The organism is Corynebacterium sp. HMSC034B08, from assembly GCF_001835805.1.
Lineage (GTDB): Bacteria > Actinomycetota > Actinomycetes > Mycobacteriales > Mycobacteriaceae > Corynebacterium > Corynebacterium coyleae.
This window is the reverse complement of sequence record NZ_KV825958.1, coordinates 49573-71498: the sequence shown is the minus strand read 5'-3', so window position 1 is coordinate 71498 and position 21926 is coordinate 49573. Positions and strand designations below refer to the sequence as shown.

The window sequence follows — 21926 nt, the reverse complement described above, 5'->3', positions numbered from 1 at the left end:
AGCCGCGTTAGTTGTTGCCGAAGGCGTTGGCGATGGCGTCGCGGGCGTCGTTAAGCGATTGCTCGATGCCGCTGAAGTCCGGCGCCGGTGGGGCAGCGGGGCTCGGGGGAGCAGACGGGGACGGGGATGGGCTCGGCGCGGTGCTGGAGGGGGCCGAGCCGTCCGAGACATTCAGGGTGATGGTGGAGCCGCGCGCGAGCGACTCGTCCGCCGGGGTGATGGACACAACCTGGCCGGCCGGGGCACCGCCGCCCGGCACCGTCTTCAACACGACCTTGTAACCCTGGGCCTCCAGCTGGGATTTCGCGGCGGAGGAGTACTGGCCAACCACGGAGTCCACGGCCGCGCGGCGCGCACCGGTCTGGTACTTCGCGCTCGCCGCCGGAAGGCCTGAGGCCGCGCCGGGCACACCCGCGGCGGCCTGGAACCAGGTGTTGGCTGCCTCGTTGCCGCCGAAGAGGTTGCCCACGCCGCACTGGCGGACCGGGGCGGTGCACAGCGGGGTGGTTTGGGTGCCGTCGTTGAAGATGTACGGCGCCGCAGACATGCCCAGCGTGAAGCCGAGGAACGCGGAGGACTGGTGCGACTCGGTCGTGCCGGTCTTCGCGGCGGTGGGTGCGCTCCAATGGTTGCGTTTTGCGGCGTCGGCGCCGGTGCCGTCGACAATGTCGTGCGACATGCCGGCAGCCAAAGCGGCAGCGATCTCCGGGTCGATGGCTTGCTCGCAGGCGGGCCGGTCGATGAAGACCTCACGGCCGTTCTTATCGGTCACGCTCGCGATCGGGTTCGGCTCACACCAGCGCCCGTTGGAGGCCAAGGTGGCGCCCACGTTGGACAGTTCCAGCGCGTTGACGGCCAAGGGGCCGAGGGTGAACGAGCCCATGTTTTCTTCCTTGGCGGCCTGGGCGATGGAGCGGCCGTCCCCAAACGAGTTGTCGTCCTTGTAGGAGCGCAGGCCCAAGCGAACCGCCAGATCCACGACCGGGGCAACACCGACGGTCTGAATCAGCTCAATGAACGTGGTGTTCGGCGATTGTGCAAGCGCGTCCTGCAAGCTCATCTTCGGTGCATAGACGCCGGCATTTTCTACACAATATGCACCCGGCGGACAGTTCGCGGCGCCGCCTGCGCCCATGCCGTACACCACGGAACGCGCCGGTGTGTTCAGCATGGAGTTCAGCCCGTAGCCCTGCTCAAGCGCGGCGGCCGCGGTGAAGATCTTGAATACGGAGCCTGCACCGTTGCCCACCAGCGACACAGGCTGCGGCAGGATCGTCTGGCTTTGGTCCAGGTCCAGGCCATAGAAGCGGGAAGACACCATCGCCTTGATGTTGCGCGAGTCCGCGCCGGGCTCCACAATGTCCAACACCTGCGCCACGCCTGCGGTGTGCGGGCTGACGTTGTTGCGCACCGCGTTAAGCGCGACCTGCTGGATGTTCGGGTCCAACGTGGTCTTGATGGTGTACGACCCGTTTTTGATGGTGTCCAGGTCCAGGCCCTTTTCCGCCAGGTAGCGCAGGGCGTAATCGCACATGAAGCCGTTGTCGCCAGCGGTGATGCAGCCTTCCGGCAGTGTCTTCGGCTTGTCCAGAATGCCTAACGGTGCGCCCGCCCAGCGGTCGGCCTCGGACTGCTCGATGTAGCCCTGAGCGGCCATGTTGTTGAGCACTACGTTGCGACGACGCACCGCCCCTTCCGGGTTCGTATACGGGTTCAGCGCCTCCACCGACTGCAGCAGACCCACCAGCATCGCAGCCTGTGCCGGGTTGAGCTTGGCGGCGCTGGTGTCAAAGTAGGTCCGGGCGGCGGCCTCGATGCCAAAGGAGTGCTGACCAAACGACACCAGGTTCAGATACCGGGTAAGGATCTCGTCCTTCTCCAGCGTCTTGTCTAGATCGGATGCCATGCGCATTTCGCGCAGTTTGCGGGGGATGGACTGCTCGGTGGCGGCGAGCGCTTCTTCTTCGTTCTCAGCATCGATGAGCCACAGGTAGTTCTTCACATACTGCTGGTTCACGGTGGACGCGCCCTGCTCCACACCGCCGGCCAGCACGTTGGTCACCAGCGCGCGGGCAAAGCCCTGCATATCCACGCCCTCGTGGACGTAGAAGCGGCGGTCCTCCGTAGAAACCAGCGCGTCCTTGGCGTACTGCGAGATCTGCTCGCTGGGTACCTCGTAGCGGCGCTGTTTGAAGATCCACGCCATGGGTTTGCCGTTGACGTCCGTAATCGTGGTCACGCCCGGCACGTCGCCGTGGGTGAGGTCGGAGAGGTTGGACTGCATGGTCTCGTCGGTACGCGCAATTGCGGCACCCCCAAGACCTGCGATCGGCGCCAGGCATAACGCCATGACGAGCGCTGATGCGACGACGGCGACCAGCAGGTTTCCTAAGCTTTTCAGGGCAGACACGCCAACACCTTAATTCAATCTGTGGCGTGGGGGAATACCATGCTCCCCCCAAAAATGTGATGCATTCGACATGGAATTTCCTGTGTGATTCCATTTACATGGGATCGCTAATATGCGGTCGATTGTATAAAAGGAGTCCGCTCCGCTTCCGGATAGGGATAGGACGTCTAAGGAGACGCACGATGACCACGAGTTTGAAAAAGGCACCGGCAACCAACCTGCGACCGACCACCTCCAAGAAGTGCGACTCCACGGGAACACTGGTCTTCGACCGTGGCGAGTGGGTCACCCAGGCCCAGTGCCGCGGCGGCGACCCGGACGCACTCTTCGTCCGCGGTGCCGAGCAGCGCAAGGCAGCAGCCATCTGCCGCGCCTGCCCGGTGATGACTGAGTGCCGCGCAGACGCACTGGATAACAGGGTGGAATTCGGCGTATGGGGAGGCCTGACCGAGCGTCAGCGCCGCGCAGTACTGCGTAAGAACCCGCACGTGAAGGACTGGGCAACCCACCTGTCCAGCGGCGGCGAAATTATTGGCCTCTAGGTAGGGTGAATCCCATGAAGAAATGGGAATACGCAACCGTTCCGCTGTTGTCGCACGCCACCAAGCAGATTCTGGATTCTTGGGGTGAGGACGGCTGGGAACTCGTCGCAGTCACCCCGGGTCCGAACCCGGACAATGTTGTCGCCTACATGAAACGAGAGGTTGAGTAAATGGCACAGTGGTCTGAGCGCCTGAAAGAACTGGGCATTGAACTTCCGACCGTGGCCGCACCCGTGGCCGCATACGTCCCAGCAACGCGCACCGGCAACCAGGTGTGGACGTCCGGCCAGCTGCCGTTCGTGGACGGCAAGCTGCCGGCCACCGGCAAGGTTGGCGCCGAGGTATCCCAGGAGGATGCATACGGCTACGCCCGCCAGGCTGCGCTGAACGCGCTGGCTGCAGTGGACGCACACGTGGGCATCGACAACGTCGCCCGCGTGGTCAAGATCGTGGGCTTCGTGGCCTCCGATCCGGCATTCACGGGGCAGCCCGCCGTGATCAACGGTGCATCCGAACTGGTGCAGGAGATCTTCGGCGAAGCCGGTGCACACGCACGTTCCGCAGTCGGTGTTGCTGTCCTTCCGATGGACACCCCGGTTGAGGTTGAGATTGTCGTGGAGCTCGAAGGCTAGTTTGCCCATCGGCGCAGCCGTGACGGGGTAGGGTGGGAGCCATGAAACATCCCGCATACAGCCAGCTGCGCCCTGTGACCCCCAACGCCGCGGTGGTCCTGGTGCCGAACCCCAGCTACGCGGCGCTCGAGGGCACGAACTCTTGGGTGATCCGAGGTGAGGGCGACGAGGCGAGCATCGTCGTCGACCCGGGCCCGGCCGATGAGGGCCACCTCAACGTGCTGCAGGCAAAGGCCGACAAGGTCGCCTTGATTCTGTTGACTCACCGTCACCACGATCACGCAGACGGCGCGGAACGGTTCCGCCAGCTCACTGGCGCACCGGTCCGCGCCCTTGATCCGTCCCATACCTCCGGCGCTGAGCCGCTCACCGACGGCGAAGTGATCTCCGTTGAGGGGGTTACCCCGCGCGTGAAGGTCGTCGCTACGCCGGGCCACACCAGTGACTCTGTGTGCTTCTTCGTCTACCCGGGCGAAGACACCGACGGTAAGCCGGAAGGCATCATCACCGGCGACACCATTGCGGGTCGCCACACCACCATGATCTCTGAGACCGACGGTGATCTGGGTGCGTACCTGGACACCCTGGAAATGCTCGAGGAAAAGGGCAAGGGTGTCATGCTGCTTCCAGGCCACGGCCCGGAAGGTGAGGACCTGTCTGCGTACGCCCGCAAGTACATCGATCGCCGTAACCAGCGCCTGGATCAAATCCGTCAGGCACTGAAGGAGCATGGCGATAACGCGGACATCAATACGCTGGTCGATGCGATTTACGACGATGTCGACCCGGTCCTGCGCGGTGCCGCAGAGCAGTCGACTCGTGTGGCGCTGCGTTACCTCAACGCCAAGTAGCGGATTCTCGACCCGCCGCGGGCGCCTCCGTTAGCGCGCGCGGCGAGCGAGGTGCTCAGTGTTAACAATGAGCACGCTTTTACCCTCCAGGCGGATCCAGCCGCGGTGAGCGAACGTGGCCAATGCCTTGTTCACCGTCTCACGCGACGCGCCCACAAGCTGGGCGATCTCTTCCTGGGTCAGATCATGGTTGACGCGGAGCGCGCCACCCTCATGTACACCGAAGCGGTTTGCCAGCTGCAGCAAGGTCTTGGCTACGCGGCCAGGCACGTCGGTGAAGATCAGGTCTGCCAGCGACGCGTTCGTGCGGCGTAGGCGGCGGGCCAGCACGCGCAGCAGCTGCTGGGAGATCTCCGGGTGGTTGTCGATCCACTCGCGCAGCATGGTGGAGTCCATGGTGGCGCAGGTGACGTCCGTGACGCAGACTGCGGAGGAGGTACGCGGGCCGGGGTCGAAGATGGAGAGCTCGCCGAACATGTCGGACGGGCCCATCACGGACAGCAAGTTTTCGCGACCGTCCGGCGCATGGCGGGCAAGTTTAATTTTGCCTTCGACGATGATGTAGAGGCGATCGCCGGGCTCGCCTTCGTCGAAAATCGTGGTGCCCTTCGGGAAATCCACGGTGTCCATATCGTTGATCAGCGCGGCGACCGCGTCAGGGTCGACGCCCTGAAAGATGCCGGCGCGGGCAAGAGTGTCTTGAACGCCTTCCATGAGTCCTCCTCAGACTGTCGCTCACGCATTCTGCGTGGGATTGGTCACGAACGGTGCCATTAGCGGTGACCGTCACACAAACTGGAACTCTACCAGCTCAACTAATCAGTGGGATAGTCTTTCCGCGACTGGGAACTGTGCTAGCCGATGACCGCTGCTTCCACACGCTCCATGCAAAGCGGAAACACCCCAAGCACAAGCGGAATCAGCGCCACAAGCAAAAAGGTCATACCCATAGTGTACGGCTAGCATGTTGGACATGGCCGCTTCGACCTCTCCATTGAAACATCGCCGCCCAGGTGCTCATCCCGCCGCGAAGGGGAAAGAGACTCCGATCGGGCGTAAGCGCAGGGCACGCCGTATTAACCGCACGTTGGCGGCAGCGTACCCGGATGCGCACGCGGAGTTGGACTTTACTAACCCGCTGGAGTTGCTCGTTGCTACGGCGCTGTCCGCACAGACCACGGACGTACGGGTGAACATGGTCACCCCGGCGCTGTTTGCCAAGTACCCCACGGCCGCTGACTACGCGGAGGCCAACCAGGCAGAGGTGGAGGAGATTATCCGCTCGACCGGGTTTTACCGCTCCAAGGCGGCGAACCTGATCGCGATGGGCCAGAAGCTGGTCACCGATTTCGGCGGCGAGGTGCCCGAGAAACTCGAAGACCTGGTCACGTTGCCGGGCGTGGGGCGCAAGACGGCGCATGTGGTGCGCGGAAACGCCTTCGGCTACCCGGGGCTGACGGTGGACACCCACTTCCAACGCCTGGTCAAACGCATGATGCTGACGGAAGAGACGGATCCGGTGAAGATCGAACACGCGATCGCGGAACTGATCGAGCGCCGCGAGTGGACCATGTTCTCCCACCGCATCATCTTCCACGGCCGCCGCGTCTGCAACGCCCGCAAACCGGCCTGCGGCGCTTGCCCGATCGCGTTCGACTGCCCCTCCTTCGGCGTCGGCCCAACCGACCCGGAGGAAGCCGCCGAACTGGTCACCGGCCCTGAGCGCGACCACATTTTGAGGATGGTGGGCCTGTGAAGCGCACAATCTGGGTCAGCGTCGCCGCGATCGTTGCGGTGACTCTTCTGGTCATTGCGGGTGCCAGGGCGTTGCTTGTCGACGACGCCACGCCCCCGGCTGGCGACGGTGTCGTCGAGAAGCAATCTGCCCCGGTGACAGGACGCCCGGACTGCCCGGAAGGTGCGATCGGAGGTGTGGATCTGGCGTGCCTAGGCGGCGAGGCCACCGGCGCGCAGCAGGAGATCACCGTGGCCAACGTGTGGGCGTGGTGGTGCGAACCGTGCCGGGCGGAGTTGCCTGTGGTGGAGGAGTTCGCCCGCGCGCACCCCGAGTACACCGTGGTGGGCGTGCACGCGGACCGCGATGGGGCGCGCGGCGCGGCGTTGTTGGAAGACCTCGGCGTGGACTTGCCGAGCTTTGAGGACGACTCCAACGTGTTCGCCGGCACGCTCGGCCTGCCGCCGGTGGTGCCGCTGACCGTCGTGTTCCGAGGCGAGGAAAAAATCGGCGTGTTTGCCAAGGAGTTCACCTCAGCCGAGGAGCTGGCCGAGGCCGTGCGCGGGGTGCTGTGATGGTTGCGGTGCGGCCGGAACGGGCACCGGTGTGGCTGCGGGGGCTCGTGGATAAGCTGCGCGCTGGCGAGGGCGATGCGCGGGTCAAAGCGATGCTGGGCCCGCGCGTGCCGCAAACGCCGGGGGAGGACCAGGCGGCGGTGCTCATCGTGTTTGCTGGCGACCCGGAGGCGGAGGAACTGCCGGAGGACGCCCGGGTGCTGATCACGCACCGCACCCCGTCTATGCGCAGCCACTCCGGTCAGATGGCGTTTCCGGGCGGGCACATCGACGCCACAGATACAGGCCCGGTGGCGGCGGCGTTGCGCGAGGCGTACGAGGAGACCGGGTTGGCCCCTGAGCGGGTTGTGCCGCTGGCGGTGATGGGGCAGGTGAAAACCGGTGGCAGCCGCAGGCTGGTGCGCCCCGTGGTGGCGTACGCACCCGACCCGGGTGAGGTGTACCCGGCAAGCGAGCTCGAAACCGACGACGTGTTCTTCGTTCCCATCCGGGACTTGGTGGATCCGGCCAACCGCGCGAAGCTCGGCTGGAAGCACTGGACCGGTCCGACATTTTGGGCCCGCGACTATCTCATCTGGGGTTTTACCGGAATCCTGCTGGCGGTCGTGCTGGAATTAGCCGGCTGGGTGCGCGCCTGGGACGAGCGTCCGGGCGATCTTTACGAGGCGCTGGCCCGATCCCGCAACCGCGAGCTGTAACATTTGCGGAATGCACCTGGTCGTTGACGTTCTGCTTGGGCTTGCCGTCGTCGCTGCGTTTGTCAGTGGCTGGCGCCAAGGTGCGTTTTCGGCTGTGATCTCCGCAATCGGCATCATCGCGGGCCTCGTGGTGGGGCTGGCGGTGGCGCCATTGCTTCTCGACGTCACCGAGTCCCAACCCATCCGCATCACGCTGCTGCTGTCGGTGGTGGTGCTCTTCGTCGGCCTGGGCAACCTGCTCGGCGTGACCCTTGGGGGCAACTTACGGGCGCGGGTACGCAGCCGCCTGACCCGCTTTGTGGATTCAGTGGTGGGCGCACTGTTCCAATCGGTCGCACTGGCGCTGGTGGTGTGGTTTATCTCAATCCCGCTGGCGTCGGCGGTGCCTGGCGAGTTGGGCGACGGGATCCGCAACTCGCACATCCTGGCCAAAATCCACGACACCGCTCCGGAGAGCGCCGGGAAACTGCCCGCGAAATTCGCAGCGCTTCTCGACGAGTCCGGCCTGCCCCCGCTCGTTTCCCCCTTCCAATCCCCGCACGGCGCCCAGGTGGACGCACCCGATAACGCGGCGCTTCGCCCCGAAGTTGTGGAGGCGGCCCGCCCGAGCGTGGTCCACGTCATGGGCGATGCAGAAAGTTGCCGCCGCCGGCTCATGGGCTCCGGCTTCGTGTTTGAGGATGGCTACGTGCTCACCAACGCGCACGTCGTCGCCGGCACCGAGCGTGTCTCCCTGGACACCGTCGTCGGCGTGAAGCCGGCGGATGTGGTGCTCTACGACCCGGATACCGACATCGCGGTGTTGCACGCCCAGGGCTTGGGTCTGCCGCCGCTGCGTTGGGCTGCACGCGAGCTGCAGCGTGGCGACGACGCCGTGGTCATGGGCTACCCCAAATCCGGTCCCTTCGAGGCCGCACCGGCGCGAATCCGCAGCCAACTGACCATCGCAGGGCCGGACATTTACACCACCGGTCGCGTGGAGCGTGAGGCCTACACCATCCGCGGCGACATCCGCCAGGGCAACTCCGGTGGCCCGCTGCTCACCCCGGCAGGGGAGGTCGCCGGTATGATCTTCGGCGCGTCCCTGGATGCCTCAGAAACGGGTTACGCGCTGACTGCACACCAGGTGCAGCAGCGCGTAGGGGATGTGACCAGGCTGAACGGTGTCGTCGATACGCAAGCCTGCGTCAGCGGTTAGCGGCTGGTGTAGAGCCCAGCCTCGTTTTTGGTCAGGTTCTTCTGAGCATCGCCCGGCTTCAGGTTCTTCAACTCGTTGACCGAGCTGATGGTGCGCTCCGGAGCCTTGATCTTCTTGACCTTCTTCAGGCCAACCAGCGCGAGCAGACCAGCCAGGGCGATCATGATGAGGAAGACGATCAGGAATGCCCAGCCACGGTGCATCCAGGATGCGAGCATCTCCGCAAACGCGAAGAAGAGGAAGAACGAGGAGTACAGCGCAATCACGCCGGCGACGCCGAACAGGCCACCGCCAACGGCGCCCTTCTTCACCTCGCCCATGACCTCAGCCTTGGCCAGCTCGATCTCGCCGCGGACCAGGGTGGACACCTGCTCCGACGCGTTAGAGATCAGCGTGCCGATGGACTGCTGGCCCGGCACCGTCACATCAGTATCGCGCAGCGGAATCGAATCCACCTTGGCGGTTACGGCGGTCGAGCCGCTGGTGTACAGACCTTCGTTGCTCACTGTTTACTCACCTTCCTGGGTGGCTATGCATGAGGCACCCTGGGAAGGTGCCTGGAATTCTCCCAACGATGTTAGCGACACATCACAGTGTTTGCCTGAATCGGGGTGAAACATAACGTCACGCGCTGCGGCGCTTGTCGCCAGATTTGCCGGACACAGCACGGGCGATGAGCACCCCAGCCACCGCCAACGCCGTCACGCCGGCGATCACGCTCGCGCCGATGCCCACCTCGCGGGCGTTCGGCATCTGGATCAGCGGCTCCGGGTCTTTAAAGGTCCGCACCTGCCAATCGTGTGACAGTGCGTGCTTGCGAAGCGCCCGGTCCGGGTTCACCGCCACCGGGTTGCCCACCAGTTCCAGCATTGGAATGTCCGTGGCGGAATCGGAGTAGGCGTAGCTGCGCTCCAGGTCGTAGTCGTGGTCGGCGACAAACTGGCGCACAGCCTCCGCCTTCGCCCCGCCCTTGAGGTAACGGGTGATCTCACCGGTGAGCTTGCCGTCCTTCTCCGCGAGTTCGGTAGCCACGACCGTGTCTACGCCGAGTTCGCGCGCGATCGGCTCAACCAGAATTGATGCAGAGGCGGAGATGATGATGACGTCGTGGCCTTGGGCGCGGTGGTCGTCGATAAGTTCGCGCGCTTCGGCGTAAATCGCGGGCGTGACCACGGTGCGCATCGTTTCTTGGGTGATGCGCTGGACGTCCTCGATCGACCAGCCTTCGACGAGTTGGGCGAGCGAATCGCGTGTGGCGTCCATTTTTTCGCTGGAGTGGCCGACGAGCATGTACTGCGCTTTGGTTAGGTAGAGGTCCCACGCCTCTTGTCGCGTGATCATTCCGTTGTTGCGGAATTCTTTGCCGAAGGCGAAGGCGGAAGACGTCGCGATGATCGTCTTGTCTAGGTCGAAAAACGCCGCCACCGGCCGTGTGGGAGACATGCTTTAGCAGTCTAGCCCCACTTTGCTGGTGGGGCAGTGTAGGCCCGCTGTGAAAGAAGTGAACATTTGGGACGAGTTGTCCACAGGTGATTCGTTGAAATGTCACTTAGATTGCGGGTTGTCCACAGGGTGGTTGCCACATTTGCGCTGGTGAAAAACACTATTGGCATGACACGCACACACCCGCACACCGGCCCGATCGTGGTCGCGGTTGCCGATCCCGCCACCCACTCCGAGGCCGTCCACCTCGCCGCCGCGACCGGCCGCCAGGTCATCGACACCGCCGATGCGGCCGAGCTCGCCCGCCACGCGCCCAGAGCATTCGCCGTGCTTATCGACGACACCCGCGCCCCCGACCTTTCCCCACCCCACGCAGCGAACGTCTTCCGCGTCGGTGGGGAGCTGGTCGATTCAGCCGAGCGGGTCTTCGTCCTGCCCGCCGAGGCCGCGGACCTCCTGCGCGCCATTGGCGCCCTTGCCGTGCAGCCCACGGCGGTGGCGGCGCGCGGGAAGGTGATCACCGTCGTGGGCGCATCCGGTGGGTCAGGGGCGTCCACCCTGGCGGCGGCGCTGTGCCGGGTTACGTCACGGGGTGATTCGGCAACGCTGCTCGACGGGCACTGGCTCTCCGGCGGGCTCGACCTGCTGCTTGGCATCGAGCACGTCCCCGGCGCGCGGTGGGGCGAGATCGACTTCGGCGAGGGCACCATTGCGCGCACCGACGTGCGCCGCGCGCTGCCCGCCACCGCCGACGACATCGCGGTGCTGACCTTTCCGCGCCAGCGCGTGGCGGACCCGTTCCGGCTGGAGGCGGCCGCGTTGGAGCACGTCGCCGGCGCCGTCGGCGGGGCAGGGCTGACGGTGGTGGATGCGCCCGCCGCGCTGATTCCCGGCCGCAGCGACCTGGTCGTCGTGGTGGTCGTGCCCGAGGTGCGCTCAGTTGCCGCCGCGACCCGTATCGTCGCCGAGTGCGCCGCCGCCGGTCTGCCGTGTGTGGTGGTTGTGCGCGATAGCGCCTGGGCCGCGCTTACCGACGAGGAGATCGCGCATACCACCGGCGCCACCGTGCTCACCCACCTGCCACACGTGCGCGGGCTGACTCGCACGGTGGAGAAGTCCGGCCTGCCCGCGCGTGTGCCCCGTTCGCTAGCCGCCTGCGCCAATGCGGTGCTCGAGGAGGTGGCCTAAATGATCGACCGCGACCTCATCGCCCGCGTCAAGCGCCGCCTCGCCGACGAACCCACCACCCCGGAGCCTGCCCGCATCGCAGCCCTCATCCGCGAAGAGGCCGTGGTGATCAGCGACATCGGCGTGCTGGATGTGATGCGCACACTTCGCGACGACACCACCGGCACCGGACCCCTCGAAGCACTGCTTGCCGACGACACCGTCACCGACATCTGCGTCAACGGCCCCAACTGCGTCTACGTCGACTCGGGTGCGGGCCTGGAACGCTCCGCGGTGCGCTTCGAATCCGAAGCCGCCGTGCGCCGCCTCGCCTCCCGCCTGGCCGCCAGCTGCGGGCGCCGCCTCGACGACGCGCAACCGTTCTGCGACGGCCACATCACCCGTGACGACGGCACCCTCCTGCGCTTCCACGCCGTGCTCGCCCCAACCGCCCAGGCCGGCACCTGCATCTCCCTGCGCGTGCTGCACACCGCCTCGGCCACCCTCGACGACCTGGTAGCGCGCGGAGCGCTGGGTGGGGAGGTTGCGGAGGTGCTACGTGGGGTCGTCGCAAAGCGAAAAGCGTTTGTGGTTGTCGGCGGCACCGGCTCCGGCAAGACCACGCTGCTGTCCGCCCTGCTCGCGGAGGTCGACCCGGCCGAGCGCATCGTCGCCATCGAAGACACCCTGGAACTCACCCCCGACCACCCGCACGTGGTCAACCTGACCACGCGTGGGGCGAACTCCGAGGGTGCCGGTGAGATCACCATCGCGGACCTGGTACGCCAGTCGCTGCGCATGCGGCCCGACCGCGTCGTGGTCGGCGAGATCCGCGGCGCCGAAGTCGTCGACCTGCTCGCCGCACTCAACACTGGCCACGACGGTGGCGCCGGCACCCTGCACGCCAACTCGATCGCCGAGGTCCCCGCCCGCTTCGAAGCGCTCGCCGCGCTGGGCGGGCTGGATCGCGCCGGGCTGCACGCCCAACTCGCCGCAGCTATCGACGTGGTCATCGTGGTCAAACGTCACCCCGACGGCACACGCCGCCTCCACCAGATCGGCGTGCTCGAAGGCCAACCCGTGCGCGCCAAGGTGGTGTGGGACGCCGACGCCGGCCGCGCCGACGGTTACGAGGAGCTCCTGTCATGACCACGCTGTTGCTTCTCGCCGGCGCCGCTGCCTGCCCGCCGCCTGCCCCGAGTGCTCGCATCGCGCCACGCTCGTTGGCTGTTCCACCTCGCGTTGCCATCCCGCTGGGCATCGGTGCCGTGGTGCTCGCTGCCCTAGCGTTCGACCGGGCCAGCCTGGTCATCGCGCTAGCGATGGGTGCGGCGACGGTGGTGTGGGTTGTAGATACCCAACGGCGCGCCCGCGTCGCCTCCAAGCGCACCGAAGCGGTTGCCACCTTCCTCGGCCACCTTGGCACCAACGTCGAAGCCGGCGCGCCACTGCACGCCGCGTTAGAGCGCACCGCCGAACACGCACCGCGCGAGATCGCCCGCGACGTCGCACACCTCATCCACCACGTCAGCACTGGCACACCGCTTGCCGCCGAGACGGACGAGTTCGCCCGCATCGCCCCGCTGTTCGCACTGTCGGCCAGCAGGGGAGTGCCGCTGTCGCGTCTGGTCGCCGCCGCGCGCGACGACATCGACCACACCCGACGCCACCGCGCCGCCACCAACGCCGCGCTTGCCGGACCCAAAACCACCGCGGTTGTGCTCGCCCTGCTGCCGTTCGCCGGCCTGCTCATGGGTGCGGCGATGGGTGCGAACCCGCTCGCGCTGCTCACCGGGGGAGGCCTCGGCGGAGCGCTGCTCACTGTCGGCACCGCGCTGGTGTGCGCCGGTGTGATCGTTTCCCAACACATCATCCAAGGAGCCACCACATGATCGCCGCAGCCCTGCTCATCGCCATCGCGCTCGCCGTCAGCCCCACGCAGCCCGCCCGGCGCGTCACCCGCCAGGTGCCGCCCACGCCGAAGACCCCGCGCGACGGACCCGACTACGCGCTGCCGGACCGCTGCGCCGCCGACATCACCCTGTTCGCGGCCTGCTTCGAGGCCGGCCTGCCGGTCAGTGCCGCAGCCGCCGCGGTAGCCGAAACTCACGACGGCGACCGCAGTCCGTGGCACACCGTCGCAGCGCTGCTCGCACTCGGGGTCGAACCTGAGCGCGCCTGGTCGGAACTCCACGCCATTCCCGGCGGGGAGGACTTGGCCAGCCTCGTCGCTATGACGCACGCGTCCGGCGCGGCGCTGGCACAAGGGTGCGAACGTATCCCTTCAAACCTGCGTGCCGATGCCGCCGATCACGCCAAAGCCAAAGCGGAACGCGCCGGCGTACTCATCGCCATCCCGCTCACCGCGTTTTTCCTCCCGGCGTTTTTCGTCCTCGGGCTCGCGCCTGTGGTGATCAGCCTCGGGAGCAACCTCATCAACTTCTGAAAGGAACAATCATGACCCGCATTTCCACCTTCTTCATCCAGCGTTTGCGTAACGACGCCGGAATGTCAACCATCGAATATGCTTTCGGTTCGTTGGCGGCAGCTGCCCTTGCCGGGGTGCTGTATCTCGTGGTCAACGGCGACGGGGTCGTTTCCGCCATCGAAAATGTGATCACCAGCGCGCTGACCAACACGCCAGGCTGATGACCACGATTGAAACGGCGCTTTCGCTGGCCACGCTCGTGGTGGTTACGGCTGCGATCGTGGGTGGCATTGCCACGATGTCCGCCTACATCGCTGCCGTGGACATTGCCGGTGCCGCCGCCCGGGCGCACGCGATGGGCGTGGATTACACCCCGCCGCGCGGCGAGGTGAGCATGCACGAGTCCGCAGGCCTGGCCACCGTTACCGCCGCCGTACCCGCCCCGATTGGCACCATGCGCGCCACCGCGGTCTTCCCCGTGGAGTTCTAATGCGCAGATTGCTTATCGACGACACCGGCTCCGCCACCGTCACCACCACAGGCATCATCACCGCAGTGGTCTCCTTGGCCCTTGCGGTGGTGGTCACCGGGGCCCGCACCGCCGACGCACACCGCGCTCGCGTGGCCGCGGACCTTTCCGCCGTCGCCGCAGCCACCGCGCTCTACCGGGGTGCTGACGCCTGCACCTGGGGCAACGAAACCGCCAGCAACAACGGCGCCGAGGTCACCTCGTGCGAGTTTGCAGAGGGCGACGTCATCGTAGCGGTGCGGATGCGCCACGCCGAAGCGACCGCCCGCGCCGGTCCGTAGTGGCTCGCCGGTCAGCCAGTCATGCTCACCAGCGCGCCGAGCAACTTCAGAGCGGCGTGCTTGTCCAGTGGCTGGTTGCCGTTGCCACACTTCGGCGATTGCACACACGACGGGCAGCCGTCCTTACAGCCGCAGGACCGCACCGTTTCGTAGGTTGCGGCGATCCACTCGTGGAAGCGGGCGAAGCCCTCGTCGGCAAAGCCCGCCCCGCCCGGGTGGCCGTCGTAGACAAACACCGTGGGCAGCATCGTGTCCTGGTGCAACGCCGTGGACACGCCGCCGATGTCCCACCGGTCGCACGTGGCCAGAAGCGGCAGCAGGCCGATCGCGGCGTGTTCCGCAGCGTGCAGCGCGCCGGGGATCTCGCCAGCCGTAATACCCAGTTTGTCCAGCACCATCGGGTCGATCGTGTACGCCACCGCGCGGGTGACTAGGCGCTGTTCGGGCAGGTCGAGGGGGATGTGTTCGGAGACGGTGCCGTCGGCAAGCCGGACGACATAGCCGGTGACACGGTCGATGACCTCCACGTCCACACTGGCCACCCACAGCCCCGGCGACGGGTTCACCAGATCTGTCGGCTCGCCAAGGATCGTGATGTCGGTCGTGGAGCGCGCCTGCGTGGAGTAATCCGGCCGCTCCGGCGCCACCAACGCCACGTAATCGTCCAGGTTTAGCGACTGCACCACGAAGTATTCGCCCTGGTGGATGTACACCGCGCCGTCGTGCACCTGGCTCATCGCACGCCCCGCATCTACGGTGCCCAACAGCCGCCCGTCGGTTACATCGACGATCATGACTTCCTCACCCACGCCTCCGCGAATGCTTACCGACGAATGCGCCGCCTCCGGAGTCACCTCCCCCTCCAACTGGGGTACCGCAAACCAGCCCTGCGGACGGCGGCGCAGCAACCCCTCGGCGGTCAGATCGTTGACGTCGGTGGCGTTGAAGGCGGCGACGTCGTCGTCGCTAAGCGGACGCTCCACCGCCGCGCAGTACATGTGCCCGCGCAGGATGTAGGGGTTGGCCGGGTTGAACACGCTGTTTTCCACCGGCCGGCCGAGCAGCGCCTCGGGGTGGTGGACCAGGTACGTGTCCATCGGCTCGTCGCGCGCCACCATCACCACCACCGAGCCCTGACCGCGCCGGCCCGCGCGCCCGGCCTGCTGGTGAAAGGATGCCACCGTGCCCGGAAACCCCGCCATGACCACCGCGTCCAAGCCCCCGACGTCGATGCCAAGCTCAAGCGCGTTCGTCGTGGCCACGCCAAGCAGATCGCCGTTATCCAGACGCTGCTCGAGGGCGCGGCGATCCTCCGCGAGGTAGCCGGCGCGGTAGGAGGCGACACGCTCGGCGAAATCCGCCCGGCCCGCCACCACCAGGTCCTCCTGCGCGCGCATGGCCACCGTCTCCGCGGCGCGGCGCGAGCGCACAAACGTCAACGTGCGCGCACCCTGCAACAGCAACGTCGACATGATCGACGCCGCCTCCGTCGTCGCCGGGTACCGCACCGGCGCGCCGTTTTCGCCCTCGGCGCCCTCGATGAACCCCGGCTCCCACAACGCGATGGTGCGCTCGCCGGTGGGCGCACCATCCTCCGTCACCGCAACAACCTCGTGCCCGCACAGCCGCGACGCCTGGCCCGCAGGATCCGCCGCGGTCGCTGAGGCGAAAATCAGCGTCGGCTCAGACCCGTACGCCTTCGCAATACGCAGCAACCTGCGTAACACCAACGACACGTTTGCGCCGAACACACCCCGGTAGGTGTGGCACTCGTCCACCACCACAAACTTCAAATGGCGCAGCAGCCGCGCCCAACGCTCGTGCGCACCCAAAAGACCCGCGTGCAGCATGTCCGGGTTCGTAAACACGTAGCGGGTGTGCTCCCGGATGCCCGCCCGCGACTCCTGTGGCGTATCCCCGTCATACGGCGCCGGGTGTACCGACGACAGCGCCGCATTCCCCCGCGTCATGGCAAGCGTTGCCTGCAACTGGTCCGAACCCAACGCCTTCGTCGGCGTCAGATACATCGCGCACGCCTTCGGATCCGCCGCCAACGCGGACAGCACCGGCAACTGATAGCCCAACGACTTTCCCGACGACGTCCCCGTCGCCACCACCACATCCCGGCCCGCCCACGCCAACTCCGCGCACTGGGTTTGGTGGGCGTAGGGGAGGGTGACGGCGTCGTCGATAAGCATCTGCTTCAACCCCGGCTCCACCCACTCGGGCCACTGTCCAAACACCGCGAGACGAGCCGGCTCATGCTCCACATGCGTCACCGTCGCAGCAGGGAAACGCTGCGCAAGCACCGAAACGAGCTCATCGCCAAAACCAGAAACCATGATGGTGAGCCACTTTAGCCGGGCCAAAGCAGTGCCCCCGACAACAAATCGTGGCAGACTGGGCAACGGTCACAGATTTTGTGTGCGCCTCATCAGGTGCTCGCGAGGATTGTGCACGCGGGCACCAGGACCAAACAGGCCCTGGTGGACGACAAAAACATGCAACATTTTGAAAGGTTTCACCATGGCAACCGGAACTGTTAAATGGTTCAACGCCGAAAAGGGCTTCGGCTTCATCGCACCCGACGACGGCTCCGCCGACGTCTTTGTCCACTACTCCGAAATTCAGGGTTCCGGCTTCCGCACCCTCGAAGAAAACCAGCAGGTCGAGTTCGAGGTCGGCGAAGGCGCCAAGGGCCCACAGGCCCAGCAGGTTCGCGCCCTCTAAAACAGCCCTCTAAAACAGCGCGAACAAACCCCCGGACGGTACACCCGCCTGGGGGAAATTTTTACGCCTACACCGCGCTAATTCCGCGGCGAATATCAGAACGCTCGAAGATCTGGTTCTGCAGCTTCTGAATCACAAACCCCACAAGCGAACCCAGCACTACACCCAGCACCATGCCCAGAAGCGGGTACTGCTGCAGGAGCGTGCCGCCCAAATACCCCATGCCGACACTCAAACACGCCCACAAAATCACGCCGATGGTGTCGAAAAAGAAGAACTTAAACCAGTTGTAACGCACCGACCCCAGCACAATCGTGGCCACCCAACGCGCCCACGGGAGGAAACGCGCAACAATAATCATCGCGCCCGCACCCCGGTTCATGTTGGCCCGCACCCACGTAATTGCCTGGCCAGCCTTCGAATCCGGATCCAACCGATCCACCCGGTGAATCAACTTCGCGCCGAGAGCGAAACAAATATTGTCGCCGATAATCGCGCCGATAATCGCCGCGAAGATCACACCCCACACATTTGGCACACCACGCGACGCGGAAAACGCACCAGCCAGATTCAACACGGTTTCAGACGGCACCACCGGCGCCAACGCATCCGAAACGATCAGCAACACGACGAGTGGGTAAAAGATCGGCAACCCCATCAACGTATGCAAAAACTCAATGAGTGAATCGACCACGCTGCGTCCTCCTTTCCACCCCAACAACTCCGCGCCAGGGCACCAACGCAGTGTAATGCCAGGGGCGAGAAAATCCCCCGTCCGTATAACCATGTGCTAGTTGTCTGATAAGAATGAGGAAGTTTTACCGCTCATACGCTTAGTGGGAATCGAGGAAAGGTCAGCGTGACTGCAAACGGCAAGACTCTCGTGATCGTGGAGTCCGCGACAAAGGCGAAGAAGATACAGAAGTATCTCGGCGACGATTACATCGTGGAAGCATCGGTGGGCCACATCCGTGACCTGCCGGGCCGCGCCGCCGACATCCCCGCGAAGTACAAAAACGAGCCGTGGGCAAAACTCGGCGTCAACCCGGAGAAGGGCTTCGACCCGATCTACGTCGTGTCCGCTGACAAGAAAAAGAAGGTCACCGACCTGCGCGCCAAGCTCAAGCAGGCCGATAAACTCCTGCTGGCAACAGACCCGGACCGCGAAGGTGAAGCGATCGCGTGGCACCTGCTTGAAACCCTTAAGCCGAAGGTGCCGGTAGAGCGCATGGTGTTCAACGAGATCACCGAATCCGCCATCCGCGAAGCCGCCGAAAACACGCGCGAACTCGACATGGATCTTGTCGACGCCCAAGAGACCCGCCGCATCCTCGACCGCCTCTACGGCTACGAAGTTTCCCCCGTGCTGTGGAAGAAAGTCATGCCGCGACTGTCCGCCGGCCGCGTCCAATCCGTGGCCACCCGCGTCATCGTCGAGCGTGAACGCGAGCGCATGGCGTTCATCGCCGCCGAATACTGGGATTTAACTGCTTCGCTCGCCCACTCCTCCGAAGAATTTGACGCCAAGCTCGTCTCCCTCGACGGCAAGCGCATCGCCCAGGGCCGCGACTTCAATGACCGGGGAGAGTTAGTGTCGGATGCGGTGGTCGTCGATAAGCAAAAAGCGCATTCGCTTGTCGACGACCTCGGCACCGCACCGATGCACGTCACCGCAGTCGAAGAAAAGCCCTACACGCGCAAACCATACGCGCCGTTCATGACTTCAACGCTGCAGCAAGAAGCCGGCCGCAAACTCCACTTCACCTCCGCACGCACCATGCGCATCGCGCAACGACTGTACGAAAACGGCCACATCACCTACATGCGTACAGACTCCACCTCCCTGTCCAAGCAGGGCCTCGACGCCGCACGCGCCGCAGCACGCGAGCTCTACGGCGCCGACTACGTCTCCGCCAAGCCGCGCGTCTACGACCGCAAGGTGAAAAACTCCCAGGAAGCCCACGAGGCGATCCGCCCCGCCGGCGAACGCTTCGCCACCCCCGGACAGTTGGCAGGCGCGCTGGACGCCGAAGAGTTCAAACTCTACGAACTGATCTGGCAGCGCACCGTCGCCTCCCAAATGGAAGACGCACGCGGCAACTCCACCAAAATCACCATCGCCGCCGACGCTGCCGGTGAGGCTTGCGAGTTCACCGCAACCGGCCGCACCGTCACCTTCCCCGGCTGGCTGCGCGCCTACGCCGACCGCCAGTCCAACGAAACCCGCCTGCCGCAACTGGCCAAGGGCGACGAACTGGCCACCAAGTCCGTCACCGCCGACGGCCACACCACCAACCCGCCTGCGCGCTACAACGAAGCGTCGCTGGTGAAGAAGATGGAAGAACTCGGCATCGGCCGCCCGTCCACCTACGCGTCGATCATTAAGACGATCCAGGACCGCGGCTACGTCGTCGTCCGCGGCAACGCACTCGTGCCGTCCTGGGTGGCGTTCTCCGTCGTCGGGCTTTTGGAAAACAACTTCGACGCACTCGTGGACTACGACTTCACCTCCTCCATGGAAGACGAACTCGACGAAATCGCCCACGGCAACCAAGACCGCACCAAGTGGCTCACCGGCTTCTACTTCGGCGACGCCGACGCCCGCGAATCCATGGCGCAAGCCCTCGCACGCCGCGGCGGCCTGAAGCACATGATCGAGAACAACCTCGAATCCATCGATGCGCGCGCCGCAAACTCCCTGACACTTTTCGACGACGCCGAAGGCCGCCCCGTCGTCGTCCGCGTCGGCCGCTACGGCCCCTACATCGAGCGCGTCATCGGCGAGAAGGACGGCGAGCCCGAATACCAGCGCGCCAACCTGCCCGAATCCGCAACCCCGGACGAAATCACACTCGAGATGGCCGAGAAGCTCTTCGCCACCCCGCAGTCCGGCCGCGAACTGGGGGAGAACCCCGCCAATGGGCGTGTGGTCGTCGCAAAGGAAGGGCGCTTCGGCCCATATGTCACCGAGCTCGTGCGTGACGACGAACGCGCCACCGCCGAAGCCCGCGCCGAAGAAGTCATCGCCGCCGAGCGCGCCGAAGAGGACAAACAGCGCGCCGAAGAAGGCAAACGCGCAAAGAACTGGGAAACCAAAACCGCTGCCGCGCAGAAGGAAAAGCGCATGGCGCAGCTGGTCGACGAGCAGTTGAAGCCCGCCACCGCCTCCCTCTTCGCGTCGATGGAACCGGCAACGGTCACGCTCGAGGAAGCACTGAAACTGCTGTCGCTGCCGCGCGAAGTCGGCGTCGACCCCGCCGACGGCGAAGTCATCACCGCCCAAAACGGCCGCTACGGCCCATACCTGAAGAAGGGCAGCGACTCGCGCTCGCTCGCGTCCGAAGACCAGATCTTCTCCATCACCCTGGAAGAAGCCCGCCGCATCTACGCCGAACCGAAACGCCGCGGCCGCGCCGCCGCCAAGCCACCATTGAAGATGCTTGGCGACAACGACGTCTCCGGCAAACCCATGACCGTCAAAGACGGCCGCTTCGGCCCATACGTCACCGACGGCGAAACCAACGCGTCACTGCAACGCGGCGACACGCCAGAGACGATGACGGACCAGCGCGCCAACGAACTGCTCTCCGCCCGCCGCGCCCGCGAAGCCGAAGACGGCGGCAAGAAAGCCACCAAGAAAAAGGCGACAAAGAAGAAGGCAACCAAGCGCGTGACCAAGCCGAAGCAGACCACAAAACGCGTGGTCAAAGCTCGCAAGCGCTAGGGATTGCACAATATAGTGGACAATTCCTTTACAAGGGTTGTGCTGTGCGCTTAGCGTGCATGGCATGACATTTCGCGAGATTCTCGAGGCCCTGGCGCACGCCGACATCAGCGTGCTCCAGGGTTTCGACGAGTCCGCGCCCGCCTTCGCCGCCCTCGATCCCGCCCTGAAACGCAAGTGGGCGCAGGCGCACGCCACCTACTTCGGCGCGACGAAGTTCACCCGCAAGCAGGCCGACGCGCGCCGCTTGGCCGCCGGAATGCCGCTCGACCAGATCTGTCTGCTCGAGCGAAAACTCGCCGCCGTCGCCGACCTTGCCGAGCGCTGGCGTCTCCGCCTCGAACTGTTGCGCTTCCGGGGCTCCTACAAAGCGCTGTCGCGGCGTATCGACGACACCATCACCACCCCGAAACCCACCCCCAAGAAGCAGTGCAGCTTCTCCAAATCCCGCTCTGGGATGCGCAACATGTCGCTGACCTACTCCGAGCGTGACATCGCCGATTTGGAGCACCTGCTGCGTTCGCTCATCGACCCGTCGCTGCCCGCCGCCGAGCAAATGGCCGACGCGCTTGTGAGCCTGCTGCGCGGCGCTGGCGGTGCTGGCACTGACGGTGCCGGCGCTGGCGTCGGCATGCCCTACGCCGCCCCGCGCCCCATCATCCTGGTGCCGCTGCCGGAGTGGACCCGCATCCAGTCCGGCCACGGCGACGAAGTTCAACTCATCCTTACTGACGGCACCACCATGACCGGCGCCGAATTCCTCGCCCGCGAGTTCGGCGCCGACCTCGAGGTCGCTGCGTTCCACCCTGCAGAGGGAGCGGTGAACCTGTACCGGGCGAAGCGCTTCGCTAACGACAAACAGCGCACGTTGGCGTCGATGATGTCGCCGACCTGTCCGGTACCCGACTGCCGTCACGGAGCCGATCACTGCGAAATCCACCACATCACCGCCTGGCGGCACGGCGGGGAAACCAACCTGGCCA

Annotated in this window: 24 protein-coding genes; 18 read left to right on the top strand and 6 right to left on the bottom strand. The window is 65.3% G+C overall.

Annotation, left to right across the window (positions count from 1 at the left end; all coding sequences use genetic code 11):
• Positions 1–7: 7 nt before the first annotated feature.
• Positions 8–2410, bottom strand: coding sequence for a transglycosylase domain-containing protein (locus HMPREF2656_RS05550; RefSeq protein ID WP_070421553.1), 2403 nt, complete (start codon positions 2408–2410; stop codon positions 8–10).
• Between the two features lie 182 nt (positions 2411–2592).
• On the opposite strand from HMPREF2656_RS05550, the gene HMPREF2656_RS05545 reads away from it, so the two are divergent.
• The 4 genes from HMPREF2656_RS05545 to HMPREF2656_RS05535 are packed head-to-tail and all read left to right on the top strand — an operon-like array spanning position 2593 to position 4435.
• Positions 2593–2952 carry a WhiB family transcriptional regulator gene (locus tag HMPREF2656_RS05545; protein ID WP_070453009.1) on the top strand — a complete coding sequence of 120 codons (360 nt, stop codon included), beginning with the start codon at positions 2593–2595 and terminating at the stop codon, positions 2950–2952.
• Positions 2953–2966: 14 nt separating this feature from the next.
• Positions 2967–3122: a Sp36 family protein gene (locus HMPREF2656_RS12815; RefSeq protein ID WP_092101229.1), complete on the top strand. Its 156-nt coding sequence runs from the start codon at positions 2967–2969 to the stop codon at positions 3120–3122.
• The gene (locus tag HMPREF2656_RS05540) at positions 3123–3584 is read left to right on the top strand and encodes a RidA family protein (RefSeq protein WP_070483019.1); all 462 of its coding nucleotides are present in this window, start codon (positions 3123–3125) and stop codon (positions 3582–3584) included.
• Positions 3585–3625: 41 nt separating this feature from the next.
• Complete coding sequence (locus HMPREF2656_RS05535; RefSeq protein WP_070421550.1) at positions 3626–4435, top strand: MBL fold metallo-hydrolase; 810 nt, start codon at positions 3626–3628, stop codon at positions 4433–4435.
• Positions 4436–4465: 30 nt separating this feature from the next.
• Here the strand turns inward: HMPREF2656_RS05535 and glxR are convergent, their stop codons facing one another.
• The gene (glxR, locus tag HMPREF2656_RS05530; protein ID WP_070421549.1) at positions 4466–5149 is read right to left on the bottom strand and encodes a CRP-like cAMP-activated global transcriptional regulator GlxR; all 684 of its coding nucleotides are present in this window, start codon (positions 5147–5149) and stop codon (positions 4466–4468) included.
• Positions 5150–5408: 259 nt separating this feature from the next.
• Between glxR and nth the strand changes: the two genes are divergently transcribed.
• From nth to HMPREF2656_RS05510, 4 genes are read left to right on the top strand one after another with little or no spacing between them, the layout of a single operon-like run.
• Positions 5409–6191 carry an endonuclease III gene (nth, locus tag HMPREF2656_RS05525; protein WP_070570783.1) on the top strand — a complete coding sequence of 261 codons (783 nt, stop codon included), beginning with the start codon at positions 5409–5411 and terminating at the stop codon, positions 6189–6191.
• A complete protein-coding gene (locus HMPREF2656_RS05520) occupies positions 6188–6745 on the top strand; it encodes a TlpA disulfide reductase family protein (protein ID WP_070816060.1) in 558 nt (185 codons plus the stop codon). The genes nth and HMPREF2656_RS05520 overlap by 4 nt, the downstream gene beginning before the upstream one ends.
• Positions 6745–7443, top strand: coding sequence for an NUDIX hydrolase (locus HMPREF2656_RS05515; protein WP_083319452.1), 699 nt, complete (start codon positions 6745–6747; stop codon positions 7441–7443). The genes HMPREF2656_RS05520 and HMPREF2656_RS05515 overlap by 1 nt, the downstream gene beginning before the upstream one ends.
• Positions 7444–7453: 10 nt before the next feature.
• Positions 7454–8641 carry a MarP family serine protease gene (locus HMPREF2656_RS05510; RefSeq protein ID WP_070421547.1) on the top strand — a complete coding sequence of 396 codons (1188 nt, stop codon included), beginning with the start codon at positions 7454–7456 and terminating at the stop codon, positions 8639–8641.
• Here HMPREF2656_RS05510 and HMPREF2656_RS05505 read toward each other — a convergent pair.
• Together HMPREF2656_RS05505 and HMPREF2656_RS05500 are read right to left on the bottom strand one after the other, a co-directional pair.
• Positions 8638–9147 (bottom strand): phage holin family protein, encoded by a 510-nt coding sequence (locus tag HMPREF2656_RS05505; RefSeq protein WP_070816059.1) that lies wholly within the window; start codon positions 9145–9147, stop codon positions 8638–8640. The genes HMPREF2656_RS05510 and HMPREF2656_RS05505 overlap by 4 nt on opposite strands.
• A gap of 118 nt (positions 9148–9265) precedes the next feature.
• Complete coding sequence (locus HMPREF2656_RS05500) at positions 9266–10084, bottom strand: HAD family hydrolase (protein ID WP_070816058.1); 819 nt, start codon at positions 10082–10084, stop codon at positions 9266–9268.
• 150 nt (positions 10085–10234) lie between these two features.
• Here HMPREF2656_RS05500 and ssd point away from each other — a divergent pair, with 150 nt between their 5' ends.
• From ssd to HMPREF2656_RS05465, 7 genes are read left to right on the top strand one after another with little or no spacing between them, the layout of a single operon-like run.
• Complete coding sequence (gene ssd / locus HMPREF2656_RS05495; RefSeq protein WP_305764529.1) at positions 10235–11272, top strand: septum site-determining protein Ssd; 1038 nt, start codon at positions 10235–10237, stop codon at positions 11270–11272.
• Positions 11273–12400, top strand: a complete 1128-nt coding sequence (locus HMPREF2656_RS05490; protein ID WP_070816057.1) for a TadA family conjugal transfer-associated ATPase — start codon at positions 11273–11275, stop codon at positions 12398–12400.
• Positions 12397–13143, top strand: coding sequence for a type II secretion system F family protein (locus HMPREF2656_RS05485; RefSeq protein ID WP_083279329.1), 747 nt, complete (start codon positions 12397–12399; stop codon positions 13141–13143). The genes HMPREF2656_RS05490 and HMPREF2656_RS05485 overlap by 4 nt, the downstream gene beginning before the upstream one ends.
• Positions 13140–13697, top strand: a complete 558-nt coding sequence (locus tag HMPREF2656_RS05480; protein ID WP_070816056.1) for a type II secretion system F family protein — start codon at positions 13140–13142, stop codon at positions 13695–13697. Before HMPREF2656_RS05485 ends, HMPREF2656_RS05480 begins: the two co-directional genes overlap by 4 nt.
• A gap of 11 nt (positions 13698–13708) precedes the next feature.
• Positions 13709–13900: a DUF4244 domain-containing protein gene (locus HMPREF2656_RS05475; RefSeq protein WP_070421541.1), complete on the top strand. Its 192-nt coding sequence runs from the start codon at positions 13709–13711 to the stop codon at positions 13898–13900.
• Complete coding sequence (locus HMPREF2656_RS05470; RefSeq protein ID WP_070452979.1) at positions 13900–14169, top strand: hypothetical protein; 270 nt, start codon at positions 13900–13902, stop codon at positions 14167–14169. Before HMPREF2656_RS05475 ends, HMPREF2656_RS05470 begins: the two co-directional genes overlap by 1 nt.
• The gene (locus tag HMPREF2656_RS05465; RefSeq protein ID WP_070816055.1) at positions 14169–14489 is read left to right on the top strand and encodes an Rv3654c family TadE-like protein; all 321 of its coding nucleotides are present in this window, start codon (positions 14169–14171) and stop codon (positions 14487–14489) included. The genes HMPREF2656_RS05470 and HMPREF2656_RS05465 overlap by 1 nt, the downstream gene beginning before the upstream one ends.
• An 11-nt stretch (positions 14490–14500) precedes the next feature.
• On the opposite strand, the gene HMPREF2656_RS05460 is transcribed toward HMPREF2656_RS05465, so the two are convergent.
• Positions 14501–16831 (bottom strand): DEAD/DEAH box helicase, encoded by a 2331-nt coding sequence (locus HMPREF2656_RS05460; protein ID WP_070816054.1) that lies wholly within the window; start codon positions 16829–16831, stop codon positions 14501–14503.
• A 184-nt stretch (positions 16832–17015) separates the two neighbouring features.
• Here HMPREF2656_RS05460 and HMPREF2656_RS05455 point away from each other — a divergent pair, with 184 nt between their 5' ends.
• A complete protein-coding gene (locus HMPREF2656_RS05455) occupies positions 17016–17219 on the top strand; it encodes a cold-shock protein (RefSeq protein WP_070421537.1) in 204 nt (67 codons plus the stop codon).
• 67 nt (positions 17220–17286) lie between these two features.
• On the opposite strand, the gene HMPREF2656_RS05450 is transcribed toward HMPREF2656_RS05455, so the two are convergent.
• Positions 17287–17913: a DedA family protein gene (locus HMPREF2656_RS05450; protein WP_070816053.1), complete on the bottom strand. Its 627-nt coding sequence runs from the start codon at positions 17911–17913 to the stop codon at positions 17287–17289.
• Positions 17914–18078: 165 nt separating this feature from the next.
• On the opposite strand from HMPREF2656_RS05450, the gene topA reads away from it, so the two are divergent.
• Entirely contained in the window at positions 18079–20943 is a 2865-nt protein-coding gene (topA, locus tag HMPREF2656_RS05445; protein WP_070816052.1) for a type I DNA topoisomerase, read from the top strand.
• A gap of 64 nt (positions 20944–21007) precedes the next feature.
• Positions 21008–21926 (top strand): HNH endonuclease signature motif containing protein (locus tag HMPREF2656_RS13065; RefSeq protein ID WP_070816051.1); only part of this gene is annotated, 919 nt, incomplete at its 3' end.